17 protein-coding genes and 1 riboswitch are annotated in these 18,955 nt (G+C 50.9%); of the genes, 2 read left to right on the forward strand and 15 right to left on the reverse strand.

The features are described 5' to 3' along the window. From KQI79_RS12135 to metA, 13 genes are all read right to left on the reverse strand, one after another. A complete protein-coding gene (locus tag KQI79_RS12135; RefSeq protein ID WP_216538504.1) occupies positions 1-693 on the reverse strand; it encodes a response regulator transcription factor in 693 nt (230 codons plus the stop codon). Between the two features lie 87 nt (positions 694-780). Continuing rightward, entirely contained in the window at positions 781-2,373 is a 1,593-nt protein-coding gene (locus tag KQI79_RS12140) for a S1C family serine protease (RefSeq protein WP_216538505.1), read from the reverse strand. Positions 2,374-2,661: 288 nt separating this feature from the next. Continuing rightward, positions 2,662-3,312, reverse strand: a complete 651-nt coding sequence (locus tag KQI79_RS12145) for a response regulator (protein ID WP_216538506.1) — start codon at positions 3,310-3,312, stop codon at positions 2,662-2,664. Further along, positions 3,284-4,342 (reverse strand): sensor histidine kinase, encoded by a 1,059-nt coding sequence (locus KQI79_RS12150; protein WP_216538507.1) that lies wholly within the window; start codon positions 4,340-4,342, stop codon positions 3,284-3,286. The genes KQI79_RS12145 and KQI79_RS12150 overlap by 29 nt, the downstream gene beginning before the upstream one ends. Beyond that, positions 4,343-5,170: a cell wall-active antibiotics response protein LiaF gene (gene liaF, locus KQI79_RS12155; protein WP_216538508.1), complete on the reverse strand. Its 828-nt coding sequence runs from the start codon at positions 5,168-5,170 to the stop codon at positions 4,343-4,345. A 158-nt stretch (positions 5,171-5,328) separates the two neighbouring features. Further along, positions 5,329-5,466 (reverse strand): hypothetical protein, encoded by a 138-nt coding sequence (locus KQI79_RS12160; RefSeq protein ID WP_216538509.1) that lies wholly within the window; start codon positions 5,464-5,466, stop codon positions 5,329-5,331. Between the two features lie 21 nt (positions 5,467-5,487). Next, positions 5,488-5,979: a 3D domain-containing protein gene (locus KQI79_RS12165; RefSeq protein ID WP_253298110.1), complete on the reverse strand. Its 492-nt coding sequence runs from the start codon at positions 5,977-5,979 to the stop codon at positions 5,488-5,490. Positions 5,980-6,248: 269 nt separating this feature from the next. Continuing rightward, positions 6,249-8,189, reverse strand: a complete 1,941-nt coding sequence (gene thrS / locus KQI79_RS12170) for a threonine--tRNA ligase (RefSeq protein WP_216538510.1) — start codon at positions 8,187-8,189, stop codon at positions 6,249-6,251. A 402-nt stretch (positions 8,190-8,591) separates the two neighbouring features. Next, positions 8,592-9,518 carry a putative sporulation protein YtxC gene (ytxC, locus tag KQI79_RS12175; protein ID WP_216538511.1) on the reverse strand — a complete coding sequence of 309 codons (927 nt, stop codon included), beginning with the start codon at positions 9,516-9,518 and terminating at the stop codon, positions 8,592-8,594. A gap of 186 nt (positions 9,519-9,704) precedes the next feature. Next, positions 9,705-10,838 (reverse strand): cyclic dehypoxanthinyl futalosine synthase, encoded by a 1,134-nt coding sequence (mqnC, locus tag KQI79_RS12180; RefSeq protein ID WP_216538512.1) that lies wholly within the window; start codon positions 10,836-10,838, stop codon positions 9,705-9,707. 164 nt (positions 10,839-11,002) lie between these two features. After that, positions 11,003-12,178: a trans-sulfuration enzyme family protein gene (locus tag KQI79_RS12185; RefSeq protein ID WP_216538513.1), complete on the reverse strand. Its 1,176-nt coding sequence runs from the start codon at positions 12,176-12,178 to the stop codon at positions 11,003-11,005. Between the two features lie 5 nt (positions 12,179-12,183). Beyond that, positions 12,184-13,353, reverse strand: a complete 1,170-nt coding sequence (locus KQI79_RS12190; RefSeq protein WP_216538514.1) for a PLP-dependent transferase — start codon at positions 13,351-13,353, stop codon at positions 12,184-12,186. A 32-nt stretch (positions 13,354-13,385) separates the two neighbouring features. Further along, entirely contained in the window at positions 13,386-14,327 is a 942-nt protein-coding gene (gene metA / locus KQI79_RS12195) for a homoserine O-acetyltransferase MetA (protein ID WP_216538515.1), read from the reverse strand. Positions 14,328-14,409: 82 nt separating this feature from the next. After that, positions 14,410-14,518, reverse strand: a riboswitch (SAM riboswitch). 452 nt (positions 14,519-14,970) lie between these two features. On the opposite strand from metA, the gene corA reads away from it, so the two are divergent. Beyond that, on the forward strand, positions 14,971-15,906 hold the full coding sequence (corA, locus tag KQI79_RS12200; RefSeq protein WP_216538516.1) for a magnesium/cobalt transporter CorA: 936 nt from the start codon (positions 14,971-14,973) through the stop codon (positions 15,904-15,906). A 110-nt stretch (positions 15,907-16,016) separates the two neighbouring features. Here the strand turns inward: corA and KQI79_RS12205 are convergent, their stop codons facing one another. Then, positions 16,017-17,024, reverse strand: a complete 1,008-nt coding sequence (locus tag KQI79_RS12205; protein WP_216538517.1) for an HRDC domain-containing protein — start codon at positions 17,022-17,024, stop codon at positions 16,017-16,019. A 248-nt stretch (positions 17,025-17,272) separates the two neighbouring features. Here KQI79_RS12205 and KQI79_RS12210 point away from each other — a divergent pair, with 248 nt between their 5' ends. Further along, entirely contained in the window at positions 17,273-17,563 is a 291-nt protein-coding gene (locus KQI79_RS12210; RefSeq protein ID WP_216538563.1) for a DUF3055 domain-containing protein, read from the forward strand. Between the two features lie 489 nt (positions 17,564-18,052). Here the strand turns inward: KQI79_RS12210 and KQI79_RS12215 are convergent, their stop codons facing one another. Next, a complete protein-coding gene (locus tag KQI79_RS12215) occupies positions 18,053-18,934 on the reverse strand; it encodes an ROK family protein (RefSeq protein ID WP_253298107.1) in 882 nt (293 codons plus the stop codon). Positions 18,935-18,955: the final 21 nt, after the last annotated feature.

Here is an 18,955-nt window from a genome sequence, read left to right on the forward strand (position 1 = left end):
TTACGAATCTCCCCTCAATACATAGCCCGCACCGCGAATCGTCTGAATGATCCGTTTGCCTCCATGCTCCTCCGTTTTTTGCCGCAGCATCGCGATATAGACTTCCAGCACGTTCGATTCGCCGCTGAAATCGTATCCCCAAATTTTTTCCATAATGATATCTCTGGCCAGCACCCGGTTCGGATTTTGCATCAGCAAATGCAGCAGTTCGAATTCCTTTGTCGTCAATTCGATTTTATGCCCGCCGCGCGTCGCTTCCCGCGTATCGAGATCAAGCGCCAAATCTTCGAACGCAAGTCTGCGGACAGGCGTCTCCGCTGCCGGCTCCGCTTTGCGGCGCAACAATGCGCGCACTCTTGCCAGCAACTCTTCCAGCGCAAACGGCTTGACCAAATAATCGTCCGCGCCGAGATCGAGCCCTTTCACCCGCGACTGCACCTCGTCCTTCGCCGTCAGCATCAAGATCGGCACGGAACTGCCCGCTTCCCTGACCCTGCGGCATACTTCCCATCCGTCAAGCTGCGGCATCATGACATCCAATATCATAATATCCGGCTCGCTCTCCGCGATCAATTTCAATCCTTCGGCGCCGTTGCGCGCCGTTACGACATGATATCCTTCGAACGCCAAACCTCTGCGCAGCATCGAGGTGATTTTCTCGTCGTCGTCGACGACCAATACGTTTGACCGCATCGGACCAACTCCCTTCCTCTCTATAATAGCGAAAAGGAAGCGAAGAAGATATGACTCCCCCGCTTCCCGTCAACACGCTTTTTGCAATTATTGCTCAATCGCGCCGAATTTGTTTTTGTCACCGATCGTCACTTTCAAGTCCATCGTTTTGCCGTCGCGGATAATATGCAGCGTAATTTGTTCGCCGACTTTTTTCGTTTGAATCGTATCGATCAAATCCTGATTCGTTTTATACTTGGTGCCGTCAATGCCTGTAATGATATCGTACGGACGAAGATCCGCATTGTATGCCGGCGATTTGAAATAGACCCGCGATACGATGGAGCCTTCTTTAAAGTCGACTCCCAATTCCTTGGCAATATCCTCAGTCATCGTTGCTAGATCCGCTCCGATGAACGGAACCGGCTCCTTGGGAATCTCTTTGTTCGCCTTGAGCGGCTCGACCACTTCCAGGATCGTTTTCGAAGGAATCGCAAAACCAATGCCTTGCCCTTGCGCGCTAACGGCAACGTTCATGCCGATCACTTCGCCGTTCGTATTGAGCAGCGGGCCGCCGGAGTTGCCCGGATTGATCGAAGCGTCCGTTTGCAGCAAATTTTTGTAATTGCGGTTTTTACGGGCTTCCTGATCCGGAATGCTGATTTTGCGGTCTTTCGCGCTTAATACCCCGGCCGTCACCGTATGGTCGAATCCGAGCGGATTCCCGATCGCAACGACCCAATCGCCGACTTGGATTTGGTCCGAATCGCCCAAGTTAACGGAAGGAAAATCTTTATCCCCTTCAATTTTCAGTACGGCCAAGTCCAGATCGAAGTTGGATCCGAGCAGTTTCGCCGTAAACGGCTCTTTGTAATCCTGCAGCGTCACTTTGATCGAGTCCGCATTTCCGATCACATGCTGGTTCGTCAATATATAGCCGCTTTTATCGAAAATGAACCCCGAGCCGATACCGACTTGAACCAACGAATCGTTCTTGCCGCTATCTCCGTTATCCGACTGGCCGGGGTAATTATCTCCGAAAAATTGCCGGAAAAACGGATCGTCAAAAAACGGATTGTTCGAGAAGCTCCGCCCGCCGCTGCTTTGCTTCTGGAACGTCTCGATCAGTACGACCGCCGGACTCGCCTGCTTCGCAATCGCCGCTACGTTGCCCGGTTTGTCGATCGTAAGACCGCTCGGATTGGCGCTCGCCGTCACGGCGTTCTCGCCGTTGCCGTTGCCGTTCGGCAAAGCCGTCTCGCCCGGAGTGAACCAGTTGCCGCGATCGGCGGCAAACATGAGCGTACCGACAACAAGCATTCCGGCCAAAAACGAAGCGACGATCGATTTAAACGGCGACTTCGCTTTGCCGCTGTACTGCCAATTGGGGTTCACTTGCCCCGGCGCCGGATATCCTCCGTGATTGGCGCCGCCGTTTCCCGCGGGGGCGGAAGAGTTGTAATAGGACCGCACCGGAATCGAGCGAATCGGCTCGGGCGGCGTTATATCCACATCGGACGTTTCGCCGTCTCCGGAAACCGATTTCGTTGCCTGAGGCGACTCCGGTTGAACGGACTTGAACGGTCCGTAAGAATAGTAATAGGATGGTCTTTCCTGTTCCTCTTCTTTCGCAGGCTCTTGGTCTAGGTCTTTATGATTATGAAATAAACCTTGTTCATCATTGCGTTTGTCTTCGCTCATCACGAAAACCTCCTTCAACATCGACTATATCTTCTTTACAATGATTATCATGTACTATAAACCTTAAACCAACCTTAAAAATGAGTAAAAAGAAAATAAAAGTGCGTGTTCAAAAAGTCGACTTTTCAGCACCGAGAAGGCTGCGAGAACCCGAAGAAGGAGGAGCGCAGTGTAGGCAAAACCTACATGAGCACCGGACTTCGAGGGTGAACGCAAGATTCGATGTCGAGTTCGCTCCCAGTTCATCTCCGTGATCAAAAAGGGGCTTTTTGAACAACCTCTAAAAAGCTATTCTACCCAGCCTTTGCGGTGCGCATAGATGGCAAGCTGCGTCCTGTCCTCCAGCTCGCATTTCATCAATAAATTGCTGACATGCGTTTTCACCGTCTTAATGCTGATATGGAGTTCTTCGGCAATATCTTTATTCGTTTTCCCTTCCGCGATCAAGAGCAGCACTTCTTTTTCCCTATCGGTAAGACCTTCGTCCTCCCCTTTGGCCGTTCGGGACCGTAGGCCCCGCGACAACGCCTGCGATACGTCCCCCGTCATGACCGGCATGTTGCGGTAAGCGCCTTGCAATGCGTAGATCAGCTCTTCCGCGGACACCGTTTTGAGCACATAGCTGACGGCTCCCGCCTCGATCGCTTCGACAACTTGCTCATCTTCCAAAAAGCTGGTCAAAATGACGATCCGCATATTCGGAAACTGTTCCATGATCGCCTTCGTCGCTTCAACGCCGTTCATCTTCGGCATCATCAAGTCCATCAGAATGACGTCGGGCAATCCGTCGTCAAATCCCTTCCGCAACGCGGCCAATGCTTCTTCTCCGTCTCCCGCCTCGCCGATCACTTTACATTTCGGCTCCAACATCAAATAGGTGCGAAGTCCCATACGCACCATCTCATGATCGTCAACGATCATGACTTTCATCTGTTCCATGTCCGTCTCGCTCCTCCTCGAATTTAGGGATATGCACGCGAATGGTCGTTCCCGCGCCGGGTTTGCTAATAATTTCGGCATCTCCGCCTAATTTCTCCGCTCGTTCGCGCATCGTGGACAAACCGTATGAGCCGGTTTTGTTCTCCATTTGTTGAAAGCCTTGCCCGTCGTCGCTAATAATTAACGAATATTGGCTGCCCCGCTCCGTCAACGACAAACTGACATGTTTCGCCGAAGCGTGCTTGACGATATTGGCCATCGCTTCCTGGATAATAAGAAATAACTGATGCTCCTTCCCTTCCGACATTTCCCCTTGCAGGTCGATATCTTTCTTGCCCTGCAATCCGTTCTGGCGGCAATAATCGGGAAACCAACGGTCGAGCGCTTCGGCCAGCGTCTTGTCCTCCAATTCGAGCGGGCGGAGCTGGGCGATCAAGCCGCGCATTTGCTTTTGCGCCAAATACGACATATTGATCAATTGCGCAAGCACCGCTTTAGCCCGATCCATATCCAGATCGAGCACCTTCGGCAAAGACGAGGCGGACATATGAATCGCGAACAAATGCTGGCTTACCGTATCGTGCAAATCTCTTGCCAGCCGCTTGCGTTCTTCCAGCACAGCCGTTTCCGCTGTTTTCTCCAGCTCCAACGCCTCTTGCTCGCCCAATTTTTGCAGCAATTTCATCTTCTTCTCCATCGAATCTACCATCGCGTTAAATTCATAGTATAGCCACGAAAAGGTAGGATCGTCCGAAGGGGGAATCCGTTCGGACAAATTCCCCTTGGATACTTGAAGCATGCTCAGATGAAGCGTGTCGATCCGGCGTTGAATCGCCCGCGAGACCACATAACCGATAAAGACGTTCAAAATGACGATTCCGAGCAAGTAATAGATCCAAGCATGGGATTGGAAAAGTTCATCATACCATTTCAACCAACCGACGAATAAGGCCGCAATAGTCAGAACGCTTGACAAAGCGAAATATAGCAGCAATCTCCATTTCGTGCTTTTCAATATCCGTGTGATCATCTATCCTACCCTGCTCACTTTCACGTCGCCGATAAAGGTGCTGACAATGATCCGCACTTTTTTGCCGGCTTCCATGTAGTAAGGCGTTTCCGATTGCACGCTTCGCATAAAGCCTCCTTGCGATTGATCCAGCACCTTCACATCTCCGATAAAAGCGCTGGAGGAGACCGTAACGCCGACTTCCACATCGTTCGGAACGAATACTTTGACATCGCATATAAACGCTGAAATATTCACTTTTGTTTCGCCGTAAGGAATTTGCGCTTTCGTTAAATCAAGCACGGTGTCACCGATGAAATGGGAAATGTTCATCGGCCGCAACTCCCAATAATCCTGCCCCATGTGGACCTCGCCGATAAAGCCCGATTTGTTGATCGCTTTCGAATCCCATCCCCAATCGGTCCAATCGTCATGATGACTTTGGTGATGAGGATCGTCGCCGATCGGCGGCATGGACGAATCGTAATGCCGCTCTCTTGAGCGCGGTTTCAGCAGCACATATAATCCTATGAGAATCAATCCCGCCGGAATGATATATTTAATCATATCCCCGATCGAAAAGGTGTACCAACCCAAATTTTGTCCGAGAAAATAACATCCGATCGCAATCATGATGAAACCGAATAGGGAAATGGAGCGGTTGTTAGGGTGCCTGCCCGTCCCGACGAGATTGCATAACCCGATTACGATCAAAATAACCGGCCAAAACGTTCTAATCAAATCTCCTATGCTGAATGGGAGAATGCCCATTTGCCGCAATAGAAACAGTACGCCAATGCCGACAAGAAACAGTCCTCCGATCAGCCTGGAAAAAATATTTGAATTCATCTGCAACGCCCTCCGCTTGATAAACATCTTTCATTATATACAGTGTAAAGGTTGTTCAAGCAAAAAGACAGCGCCCCGGGGTTGAACTGTAAATCGGTCTCGAGACCGATTTACAAAAAGAGAGGGCATATCGTCGTTATGCCCTCTCGTCTGACAATTTATTTATTATTGTTACGTTCCGCCGTACGCCCCGCCCGTTTCGCGGCGGCATTCGTAGAAGCGGCGTCAGCCTCTTCCGCAAATTCCGCGTTAAATTTTTGGTTCACGCCCATTTTCGTATTTTTATTTTTAGCCATTTGCGCTCACCTCCACGGATATTATGCGGCGTCTTTTGGCGTTTTATGCGTAATGAAGGCTTCCTTGACCTGTTCGACCAGTTCCTCGGTCACTTTGCCGTCGCCGCGCTTCAGCACTTGGACGTTGACCGTTTTTTTGCCCCATTCTTTATATACTTGCTTCGTCGTATTATAGTAAAGATCGATTTTTTTGCCTTTAATGGCCGAGCCCGTATCGGCGACGATTCCGTAGCCGTAGCCTGGAATATAAAGAATCGTTCCCATCGGAAACACTTTCGGATCGGCGGCAATTGTCGAAATGCCCGCTTGATCGCGCCTTACTTTAATGCCCGAATACGTAATGCCGTATTCCGGATGGCCCGGTTTTTTCCCCGTCGATTCCACGCCTGCGGTATAACCGGTTGCAACGACTTTCACCGTCTCCAACACTTGATCCTGGCTCGGCGCGCTCACCGTCGTCGATTGCGGCTCCTTAGGCTTTTCTTTAACCTCCGGCGCTTCTTGCGCAATCATAAGATGGTTGCGGATATCGGATGTGTAATACGTTTCCTGAAATTTCTGTTGTTTCAAATATGAAACGACATCCGGCGGCAAACTTTGCGAATAGACGCGGCTTTCCGCCATTCCGAACATCGCAACCGCAACGGCCGCGATCACAACGATCAAGATTCGCCTCGGCAAATCGCAACATTTGGTTATCATATGGATACCTCCCCCTTATTGCGAAGGATGTCCAGGGATAACGCAAATTATACGCCGGGGCGAAATTTTTTATCTATTCCTTAGAAAATGCTGTGCGTGCGGATTTCTTCGGACAACTCGGCGATCGTCTCCTCGACCGGCTTCATGCCAATATCGCCCTGGCCCCGTTTTCGCACGGAAACGGAGCCCGCGTTCTGCTCGTTCTCGCCCACAATGAACATGTAAGGCACTTTCTCCAACTGGCCTTCGCGAATTTTGTAGCCGAGCTTTTCGTTCCGCAAATCGGCTTCTACGCGAATGCCCGCTTCTTTCAACCGCTCTTCGACCCGCTTCGCATAATCGTCGAACGCCATCGAAACCGGGAGCACCTTCGCTTGAACCGGAGCAAGCCAAAGCGGCAGCGCGCCGGCGAAGTTCTCCAGCAAAAAGGCGGTCATCCGCTCCATTGTGCTAACGATGCCGCGGTGGATCACGACAGGACGATGTTTCTGACCGTCATCGCCGACATATTCCAATTCGAACCGCTCCGGAAGCAGGAAATCAAGCTGCGCGGTGGAAAGCGTTTCTTCCTTGCCGAGCGCGGTGCGAATTTGCACGTCCAGCTTCGGGCCGTAGAACGCCGCCTCTCCTTCCGCCTCGAAGAACGGAAGCTCCAATTCCTCGACGACCTCGCGCAGCATCCGCTGCGACATTTCCCACATCTCGTCGTTTTGAAAATATTTTTCCGTATCTTGCGGATCGCGGTAAGACAACCGGAAACGGTAATCTTGAATGCCGAAATCTTCATATACTGTCCGGATCAGATTGACGACGCGGGCGAATTCTTCTTTGATCTGATCGGGACGGCAAAAGATATGCGCGTCGTTCAGCGTCATCGCGCGCACGCGATGCAAGCCCGTAAGCGCGCCGGACATTTCATAGCGATGCATCGTGCCGAGCTCCGCAATTCGGATCGGCAAGTCGCGGTAGCTTCGCATTTCGCTCTTGAACACCATCATATGATGCGGGCAGTTCATCGGGCGAAGCACCAATTCCTCGTTGTCCATGACCATGGTCGGGAACATATCTTCCTGATAATGATCCCAATGTCCCGATGTTTTGTATAATTCGACATTGGCCAGAACCGGGGTATATACGTGCTGGTATCCGAGACGTTCTTCCAAATCGACGATATAACGTTCCAGCGTGCGCCGAAGCTTCGCGCCGTTCGGCAGCCATAGCGGCAAGCCTTGTCCCACTTCGCGCGAGAAGCCGAATATTTTCAGTTCTTTGCCAAGCTTGCGATGATCCCGTTTTTTCGCTTCCTCCAAAAAATGCAAATGCTGTTCCAACTCGGATTTTTTCGCAAAGGCCGTTCCATAAATCCGCTGAAGCATTTTGTTCTTCGAATCGCCCCGCCAATAAGCGCCGGCTACGCTAAGAAGCTTGAACGCTTTGATCCGGCCGGTCGAAGGCAAATGCGGCCCGCGGCACAGATCGAAGAATTCCCCTTGATCGTACATAGTAATGACGGAATCTTCCGGCAAATCGCGAATTAGCTCCAGCTTTAAGTGATCTTGAAGCTCCGTATAAATGCGGAGCGCCTCCTCGCGGCTGACGACTCTGCGGCGGATCGGCAAATTTTCCTGCACAATCTTCTCCATTTCTTTCTCGATCTTCGCCAAGTCTTCGGGATTGAGCGAATGCTCCATATCGATATCGTAATAAAACCCGTCTTCGATGACCGGACCGATGCCGAGCTTGACGGCCTGATTGCCGTAAATCCGTTTGATCGCTTGCGCCATCAAATGCGCCGTACTATGACGGTATACTTCCAAACCGTCCTTTGAATCGAGCGTTACGATTTCGACCGCGGCGTCTTCCGTAAGCGGCGTATATAAATCGACCGTTTTACCGTTTATTTTTCCTGCGATCGCATTTTTCTTCAAGCCGCTGCTAATCGAGCCGGCTACGTCCTCAATGGTGCTTCCGCTCTCGTATTCCCGCACCGCGCCGTCCGGCAAAGTAACTTTAACTGACATGGATTTAACCTCCTCAACGTAGTGAAAGGACCTTGAAAAACAATCCTCCCTGTAGTCGCTTGAACGCAAAAAAACCCGTCCCGCAAAGGGACGAGTTGTCGACTCGTGGTTCCACCCTAATTCGATCCGGCGCTGTCCTGCAGCGGCATCGGATCCTTAAGCGCATTCGGTAACGGGAATGAATCGGCACGCCTTACTGCTCTTTCGCCCGCGGCAATCCATCCGCCTGGCGCGCAAGGTTCAAACGTGCAGCTACAAAGGGGTAAACCGCCGGCGGTTACTGGAGGAAATTGCAGCCTACGTTTCCTCTCTCTGGACAGACCGAAGGGCGATTCGTTTCTTTGTCAACGCTGTTCAAGCTCCATATAATATCAGTTATTATAAATCCATTTGCGCCGGCGGTCAAGTGCATTGATCCTGGTGCTGCTTGTCGGTATGCAAATACGGCGCGCAGTCCGAGCAATACACGCATACTTGGACCCTGTTCTCGAATATTTGCCGAATCGTTTGAATGACCTGCTCTTCGGGATGGCGCGTATGAATATAAATGTTTTGCGGCGAAACGGAAATGAGCGTGCTGACGATCATATCCTCCATCTCCAGCTCTTGATCGGGGAGCTCGATCACGATTCCTTCCGTTTGCGTCGTTTCGATTTGAACCATATGCTCGTTGAGCAATTCGAATTGATGTCCGCCTTTATGCATCAAATGCGCGACCGGAATTTTCGTTTCCTGCAAATACACGAAATATTTCAAGAGTGCGATAAATTCGTGGTATTGCTGGTCCAATATATATTCGTCCACGGCATATTCGACGATTTCGCGCAGCTCTTTCGCATACTGTTCCATCCGAAAATGAATAAATCCGTCCAAATGCACTTTCGTATGCTTATCGCGAAAATATTGCAGAAACGAAGAGGCTACCGTTCTTTTCCGGCGATCCCGGTTTTCGTACTCGCTCATTTCGAGATCCGTCCCATTCAACAAACGCATACAGTACTCCTCGACTTGCTCTACCGCATCTGTTCCTTCGAAGCGGCATTGTTTCGCGATCATTTTCCGCAGCAGCATGCTTTCCTTTTCCTTCAAGACGTATTCCGCCAACGCATTTGCCGCTTTTTTATATATTTCTTCCGTACCGGAATCGCCGTTTGCATCGGATGAAGGTCCGTAACAGATGAAATTCGTTTCACCCGCTCGCGTCGCGAAACGAAAGTGGACTCCTTCCTCTTCTGTATGTAAATCGTCGAATTCACGGGTGAAGCAATCGTATAATTTGGAAATGTCTCTCGCGGAAGTTTCCGTCATCGATACTGTAAAAAGTTCCATGGACTCACTCCTCAACGTTTGGTATATCCGTTAACGCGATTTCTTTGATGCCTTATTCAGTATATGGGGTTTCCGAAACAGATATACGACGATGAATTTGGAAACTCCGCCGCAAGAAACAGGAAAAAACCCCGGAAAGCGTCAAGCTATCCAGGGTTAAAAGCGTAATCTAATCCGTCGAACTATTTAATTTTGCATGACGAAATCGCGCTCGACCTTCGCATTCTCGTCAAAGATTCGCAATATATTATATTTGGTATCGCGCTGCGCCGGCGTTTTCCCCGCTTCGCGGATGATTTGCAACGTCGAACCGATGTTGACTTTATGCGTTGCCCCGGCCGCGGATACGACATTCTCTTCGATCATCGTGCTGCCGAAGTCGTTGCAGCCGTAAGACAACGTTAATTTGCCGATTTCCGGCCCCATCGTAACCCAGGAAGATTGGAAATTCGGGATATTGTCAAGCGTAATGCGGCTGATCGCGAGCGTCTTCAAATATTCTTCCGGCGTCGCGCGCTCGACCCGAATATTGGTGTTATCGGGTTGGAACGTCCACGGGATGAATGCCAGGAACCCGGCGGACGGGTATTTATTCGCAATGCATTCGTCCTGCGCCTCGCGGACGCGCAGCAAATGCAGCGCACGCTCTTCCATCGATTCTCCGAATCCGATGACCATTGTGGCCGTCGTATTCATGCCGATTTTATGCGCCGTTTGCATAACGTCCATCCAATCGCGCCAGGAGCCTTTTAATTTGCTTATTTTGCTGCGCGTGCGGTCGTCCAATATTTCCGCTCCGCCGCCCGGCAACGAATCGAGTCCCGCTTCGTGAAGCTCGCGAATGACTTCTTCCAGCGACAAACCGTCGGATACCTCTTTCATCTTCAAAATTTCCGCGGGAGAAAAGGAATGCATCGTAATATCGAACCGTTTCTTAATTTCCCGCAGCAAATTCGTATAGTAGCTGAACGGCAAATTCGGGTTGGTTCCGCCTTGCATCAATATTTCCGTTCCGTTCACGTCGATCGTTTCTTGTATTTTTTGGAAAATCGTCTCATCCGGCAATACATAGCCTTCCTCATGCCCCGGACGACGATAAAATGCGCAAAAGCGGCAATATACGTCGCAAATGTTGGTGTAATTAATATTTCGGCCGATAACGAACGTCGTTATCGGTTCGGGATGCCATCGCTTCATGACTTCGTTGGCGACATGGCCCATTTTCTCGACTTGATCCGATTCGAACAGCGCGATACATTCCTCCAGGCCGATCCGTTCCCCTTGCAAAGCTTTATCCAGTATACGATCTATCGAACCCATCGTAGTATAGCATCTCCCTTGTTATGAATTTTACAATATACGAATTCCGTCCGTTTGTTTCATCGTAACATAATTTGCAAAGAAAAACAGCACCTTTCGGCGCTGTCGCTTATCGAAAAAATGCAAGGTTCCTGCGCGGACTTCCTTGAAATCCTTATACAAGATCAATCTTGCAGCGCTTGGGATAAATCGTCGATCAAATCGCCGATATGCTCCAATCCTACCGAAAACCGCAGCAATCCGTCGCCGATCCCCCGCTCCAACCGAACTTCGCGCGGCATCGCCGCATGAGACATCATCGCCGGGTAGGACAAGATGCTTTCCACCGCGCCCAAGCTAACGGCAACAAGCGGAATCTGCACTTTGCCGAGCACTTGCTTCGCCTTCTCTCCCGATCCGACGTCGAAGGACACGACGGCCCCGTAGCCGGACGATTGCTTCTCGTGAATGGCCCGTCCCGGGTGATCTTCCAATCCCGGATAGTATACTTTGACGATATTCGGATGTTCCGTAAGCCAAGCCGCCAGCTTGCGGGCGCTCTCTTCCGAATGAGCCATACGGGCTTCGAGCGTTTTCATCCCTCGCATAAGGAGCCACGACTCCTGTACGCTGAGCACCGTCCCCATCCCGTTCTGCAGCTGCTTCAGCCGGCGGCCGAGGGACTCGCTGCCGGCGACGGCCAGCCCGGCCAGCACATCGCTATGGCCGCCTAGAAATTTGGTCGCGCTATGCAGCACGATGTCGACGCCGAGCTCGATCGGCCGTTGATGATACGGTGTCATGAACGTATTGTCGAGCAGCGTGAGCAGCCCATGCGATTTCGCCCATGTTGCGACCGCTTCGATATCTGTAATTTTCAACGTAGGATTGGACGGCGTTTCCAGGAAGACCGCTTTCGTATTCGGTTGCAAAGCCGCCTTCACCCGGTCGAGATCCGTCATATCGACAAACGTCGTTGCAATGTTCATTCGATTCAAAATCGTCGTCAGAAAACGGTAAGTCCCCCCGTAAACGTCTTCCGTCACAATGACATGATCGCCGCTGGAAAACAACATGAACGCCGTTGAAATGGCCGCCATGCCCGAAGCGAACGCGAAACCGCCCGCCCCTCCTTCCAAAACGGCAATGTATTGCTCCAAAGCGTCCCTCGTAGGATTGCCGGAACGGGAATAGTCGAACGGGGGCGGATCGTTAATGTCGCGATGATGAAATGTCGACGCTTGATATATCGGCACGCTGGACGCGCCGGTCGCCCCGTCGATCTCCCCGCCGAAATGCAACAGCCGGGTTGCGAAGCTGCGCTGCCGATCCGAAGTTTGCTTCTTGTTCTGATCTGTCATATCGTCTATTCTCCTTCGATTTCCCGTCTTGCCGCTTCGATCGCCCGGCCAAGATCTTGAATGAGGTCGTCTACATGTTCGATGCCTACGGAAAAACGCAGCAAACGATCGTCGACGCCTACTTTTTCCCGTATTTCGGGCGGAATGTCGGCATGCGTTTGCACGGCCGGATAAGTCATAAGCGATTCGACGCCGCCCAAGCTTTCCGCAAAGGCGATTAAACGAATATGGCGCAGTATCGGCTCGATATACCGTTTATCTTTCATTTTGAACGAGAAGATGCCGGTGTTGCCGGAAGATTGCTTGTTCTGCACCTCGTAACCGGGATGATCCGGCAGCGCGGGATAATACACTTGTTCCACTTGCGGATGCTCCCGCAAATAGTCGGCAATGCGGAGCGCGTTATATTGATGCCTTTCCATCCGCAAAGCCAGCGTTTTCATGCCCCGCATCAATTGATAGGAATCGGAAGGGCCCAACACCGCGCCGATCGAGTTGTGCAGAAACGCCATTTGTTCGGATAACGACTGTCCTTTCGTCACAATTATGCCTGCCAACACATCGTTATGGCCGCCCAAATATTTACTCGCGCTGTGTATGACGATATCCGCGCCGAGTTCTAGCGGACGCTGGAAGAAAGGCGTCAGAAGCGTATTGTCCACAATGGTGAGAATTTGCTTTTTGCGGGCCCATGCCGCCACCGCCCCGATATCGGTAATCATCATAAGCGGGTTCGTCGGAGTCTCGATCAGCACCGCTTTCGTATTCGGCAAACAGCTCGCCTCGAGCGCGTCGAAATCGTTCGTATCCACATAAGTGGCCGTTACGCCGAACCGGCTCATCACGCGTTCCAACAAGCGGTAGGTTCCTCCGTATAAATCGAGGGAAACGATCAGGTGATCGCCTTGCCCGAACAATGCGAATATCGTCTGCAGCGCCGCCATCCCGGAGCTGCAAGCGAATCCCGCGTCTCCGCGCTCCAAATCCGCAATCGCTTCCTCCAGCACCGCGCGGGTCGGATTTTTCGTGCGGGAATAATCGAATCCCGTGCTTTCTCCCAACCGCGGATGCCGAAAGGCAGTCGCTTGATAGATGGGAAAGTTAACGGCCCCGGTTGCCGGTTCGTTTACGGAGCCGATTTGCGCCAAGCGGCTCTCTATTTTTAAATCTGACATAGGATGGTGCTCCCCCCGATCGTGGTATTCGCTCAAATCCAAGCGCCGTAGTCGACTTCGACTCCCGCATTCAGATCGTATGGCGTTTCTTGATAGACATAGTAGTTCAGCCAATTCGAGAACAACAGGTTTGCATGCGACCGCCAAGTGGAAAGCGGCGGCTTTGTCGGATCGTCGTCCGGATAATAATTTTTCGGAACCGCAATTGGAAGCCCTTTGCTAACGTCGCGGTCATACTCCCATTTTAAAGTACAAGGATCGTATTCGGAATGGCCTGTGACGAAAATTTGTTTGCCGTCTTTCGTCGCGGCGATATAGACGCCCGCTTCTTCGGATTCCGACAGAATTTCCAGCGACTCGACCGATTCGATGTCCTCTTTGCGCACTTCCGTATGCCGCGACTGCGGCACGTAGAAAATGTCGTCAAAACCGCGCAGCAGCTTGACGTTCTGCTTATTGACCGTATGGGCGAACACGCCGAAGCATTTTTCCGCGAGCGGATATTTCCGAATTCCGTAATGGTAGTACAGCCCCGCTTGGGAAGCCCAACATATGTGCATGGTCGAAGTAACGTTCGACTTGCTCCATTCGAGAATTTCTTTTAATTCTTCCCAATAATTCACTTCTTCGAACTCCATTTGTTCGACCGGCGCCCCGGTGACGATCATCCCGTCAAACCGCAAATGGCGGATCTCATCAAACGTTTTATAAAAGGTTTCCAAATGTTCGGCCGACGTGTTTTTCGACTTATGCGACTTCGGATGAAGCAGCACAAATTCCACCTGCAGCGGCGTATTGCCGATTAAGCGCAATATTTGCGTTTCGGTCGTTTCTTTCGTAGGCATCAAATTTAAAATAGCAATGCGCAAAGGCCGTATATCTTGATGGTATGCCCGCGATTCATCCATAACGAAAATATTTTCTTGAATCAACACTTCTTTGGCCGGAAGCGAATCCGGAATTTTGATCGGCATAAAGCTCACTCCTTTGTCTCAAATATAAAATGAGAAAAACCTTTCTCATACGAGAAAGGTTGTCATGTTCGTTCATGAGCCTTTCTCATCTGTCAGAAGCTACGCTTCCGCAAGAATTAGCACCGTACTATACTTAATAGCCGGTTGCCGGGTTTCATTGGGCTAGTCCCTCCACCTACTCTTGATAAGAATTGCTATGCAATATTCAGTTAATTTTAATAACTACTTTAATCGAAATACAGGCGGCAGTCAAGACTTTTTCGAGCATCCGGCGTGCGAACGATTCGGCCTTGCAAACCGCCGCACATTTTGCCGGCGGACGCCATAATTTATGATAGGTCGGCGTCATGATTTTGTCTTGAAACATCAATGGACGCGCGTTATACTAAACAAGTGCTTGAATAACGAAATGGAGAGGTGAAGCCGGAATGGATGGCGATCCGAGGCCGAAAGGGGTTCGCAACTTCCCGCAACTGCATAGGAACGAAGTCAGCGTTCGATGTCTGACGTCCGGTGGAACGAACCGTTATCGTTATTGCTTGCATATTCGGTAAACCGCGGCGTTATATTCGCATGCCTGATTTCTTCCTCTGCTCTTGCGCGCAATGCAAGCAGTAAGGCAATCGAAGAGGAGTGAAATCGGATGAAAATACGTTTGGTACACGACGGCGCGTTTACATTGATCGATAACATCCATCAAGCGTTGGATGCGCCGAGTCAAGGTTTTTACTGGATTGACGCCGACGTCGACGATCTTGTCGTTTTGCAGCCGTTGTTCGGCATGCATGATTTGGCGGTGGAGGATTGTTTAAGCGAAGAAGAACAACGCCCGAAAATCGAAATTCATGAGAGCCATTATTTTATCGTCATAAACAGCATTCGTTTTGACGATGAGGAAATTTTCCTGCGCGCGCTGAATATATTTCTGGGCAGGCATTACATCATTACCGTTACAAAGCAAAAAATCAACGAGCTTCGAGCGGTCAAACCGCTGCTCTGGGAACAAGAAGTCGACAAGCCCGACCGGTTCTTGTATCATCTCGTCGACCTGGTCGTAGACAACTACTTTTCCGTCGGCGATCGGATCGAAGTCCGGATCGAGAATTTGGAAGAAGATATATTGATGCATACGAAGAAAACGCATCTGAATGAAATTATCGGATTGCGAAGCGAAATTTTATGGTTGAAAAAAGTGCTTAACCCGCAAAAAGAAGTGATCGCTACATTAAATAAGAAAGATTTGAAATTGATTGACGACGAGTTGCAAAAATATTTCAGCGACATTTACGAAAACGCGGTCAAAATCTCGGAAACATTCGAGACGTACCGCGACTTGATGAGCAACTTGCGCGAAGCTTACCAATCGAGCATCGCGAACCGCGCCAACGATATTATGCGCGTATTCACCGCGATGACCGTCATCTTCCTGCCCCTAACGATTATAACGGGCATATACGGGATGAATTTCGACAATATGCCGGAGCTTCATTGGAATTTCAGCTACTACGTTGTACTAGGCTTCATGCTGACGTTAGGCCTCGGCATGTTCTATATATTTCGCAAGAAGGATTGGTTGTAAAAGGCTATCAGCCGATATATCGGCTGATCTCGGATAAGGCCGTCCCCATCGGCAAGTTGAACCGCCGCCAGGGGACGGCCTTATGCCGGCTTATGCCGGTATGAATGGCGCTACACCGCCTGTTTCACCGCTTCGCCTTGGCGCCGGAAACGAAGCCGCAGCAAGCGAATCCGCTCATATAACAAATCGATATTGTCCGCTTTCATAATATCGTCTCCGTACGCTTGCAATAAGACAGGCTTTACATATTTATCGCCCCTCGTTTGCATCGCCTCCCAGATCAAAGCCTGTTCTTCCGCCGGCATATCCCGAAGCTCGCGTTCGATCACCGGTTCTACATCGTAGCCGTCCCGTTCAAGCTCTTCCAGCATTTGCACCAATTCGCGGCGCTGCATGCCGCACTGTTCTTGCAGTTCCGCAATGGACCGGCCTTGCTGGACCCCCTCGAGAAGGCGGCGACGCCCGGTTAGCTTGTCCATTTCCTGCTTATATTTCACTTCCTTCTGCTTGTACAGCCACTGCGTAAATTCCAGCGGATCGAGTTTCTCCTTCACCCAATCGAGCGGAAAACGATGCTCGCGCGGTACCTCTTTCGTAATTTCGATAATGCCCGTTCCGTACAATTCGACTTTGTTCTCGCCGAAACCGGGGATTTGCAGCAATTCCTCCGGCGTTTGCGGAATAAACGTGCCGATTAAGCGCAGCATTCGATTGGTGGCGACGAAATAAGGGGCTTTCTTCACGGCGGCGGCCTGCGAACGCCTCCATTGGGTCAACGCCGTATACAGCGCTTCGTTCGGATTCAAATCGCTATAGCATGCGAGCATTTGCGCGCCGTACATTTTCGACGTTTTGTCCGTACGGTCGTCCAACATCCCGTCAATAACCGGCGAATATCCTTCTCCAAGCTTCACCGCGATTCCATGGCGAAATACCGACAGAAGCTCTTGCCAAGATCCCCCCTCGTACCACACGGTTTGCTCCGCATGGCCGTCCGGTTTCGGCTCGTCCCAGAACAAATGCCACTCACCGTGCCGTTCGCAGATCGACACCTGAGCCGTAACGATCCGGTCGTGCTCCGTCCGTTTCTCCAAACTGTTCAAAAACACAATATTCATACTGCTTGCTCCTCCTTTATTATCGTTTGAAAAAATTCCGGACAAACAAAAAACACCCCTCCTACGTCATGTAAGAGAGGTGCTTCCCCCGTCCGATTTTTCAATTACCCTTATTATACCATGCAACCGCTTCCTGTCAATCCTCCATCGAAAACTTCCGTCATGCCTCTTCGGATTGGCATCGCAGAAGGTTTATAATATAATGAGTACGAATCTACGAAACCTTAAAGGAGCTTAATGCGATGTCCATGCTGGAATTTGATTTTTTATCCGATCATACGGAAGATACGTCCACCCGATTCGTTACCTTTATCGGAAACAGCTATAAACGATTCGATCTGGCCATTACGAAAACGAACCGCTTCTACGGCAAACAACTGGTGGTCGATCTGCAAAACGGAATTACGGCCATTATCGGGCCTGACGACTTGGAAGAAGAAGGCTATTTGGAGCATGTGTATAAATTATCCGAGGAAGAAGCGGCAGAATTGCGCGAATTTTTATCCCAAATCGTCGGAACGGTCAATTTTACGGATTGATTGAAGCGCAAGGCGAAGGTTCGGTCGTTTAACGGGGTATCGCTTCGACCGAAGCGATTCGCTTTCGTCCGATGCGGCCGGCCTTGGCAGCGGATGAATGCGCCGCTCCCCTTTTGTCGAAATCCCCGTCGTTCAGACGGGGTTTTTATCGTTTCCGGGCTGGGGAAGGAACGCTTCCAATCCGGCGGCATTGCTTCGATTCTTAGTCGGATGAAGCGCTCGTTATCCAACATGATAGCGCAGCCCCCTGCGTCTCCCCCTATCTCGAAATAGCTCCGAAATCCGGCGTTATCTGCGACTCGATCGCCGAATCCGGTCATTAAAAGGAAAAACCGGAGCTAGCCCATAGCAGATTCGCCAATTCATGAAATCCGCACGAAATTAACTCCGTAAAATACCGCAAAATCTCACTTTCCACTCGACGAGAACAAAATAACTCCAAGTTTTACCGTTAAATAAAAGGTTCGTTCCTTATGCGTACGTCGGGCGCTATTGTTCAAGGAGCGTCTGTCTGGCCAGCGCGAGCCCGCCGCATAAGCCGGCGTTGTCCCCCAGTTTCGGCGGAACGATATATTGATCGATCCGTTCCAAAATGGCGGCATGATGCACATAACCGTTCAACAGATGCTGCACTTTCGTATGGATGAGGGGGAACATTTGCTCCTGCTTCATGACGCCGCCCCCCATGACGATAATTTCCGGCGACAGCATCAATATGCTGTTCATGAGCGCCTGCGCCAAATAATCGGCTTCCATCTCCCATGCGGGATGATCCAAGCCGAGTTCGAACCCTTTCTTGCCCCAACGCTGCTCGATCGCCGGCCCTGCCGCCACGCCTTCCAGGCAATCGCGATGATACGGGCACTTGCCCTCATATGTATCGTCCGGATGACGGCGCACAAGAATATGTCCCATCTCCGGATGCGATAAACCGTGCAGCAGGCGGCCTTCCACAATCATCCCCGCCCCGATTCCCGTGCCAACCGTAATGTACATACAGCTATCGTGACCTTGCGCCGCCCCCCAAGTCCATTCGCCCAAGGCGGCGACGTTAACGTCCGTATCGAAGCCGATCGGAACGGAAATCCGCTCTTGCAGCGCACCGAGGAAATTGTAATGTCCCCAATGCGGTTTCGGCGTACTCGTTACATAACCGTAAGTCGGGCTGTTCTTCTTCGGATCGATCGGACCGAACGATCCTACGCCAAGCGCCGCGATGTCTTTCCCGTCGAAATAATCGAATACCCGGCCGATCGTCTCTTCCGGCGTTGTGGTCGGAAAGCTGATCCGGTCGAGCACTTTGCCGTCATCCGTCCCGATTCCGCACACGAATTTCGTTCCGCCCGCTTCAATTGCTCCTAGAATGCTCATGTACCTGTTCTCCTCCTATTG

Source organism: Paenibacillus sp. MSJ-34, assembly GCF_018918005.1.
Classification (GTDB): domain Bacteria; phylum Bacillota; class Bacilli; order Paenibacillales; family Paenibacillaceae; genus MSJ-34.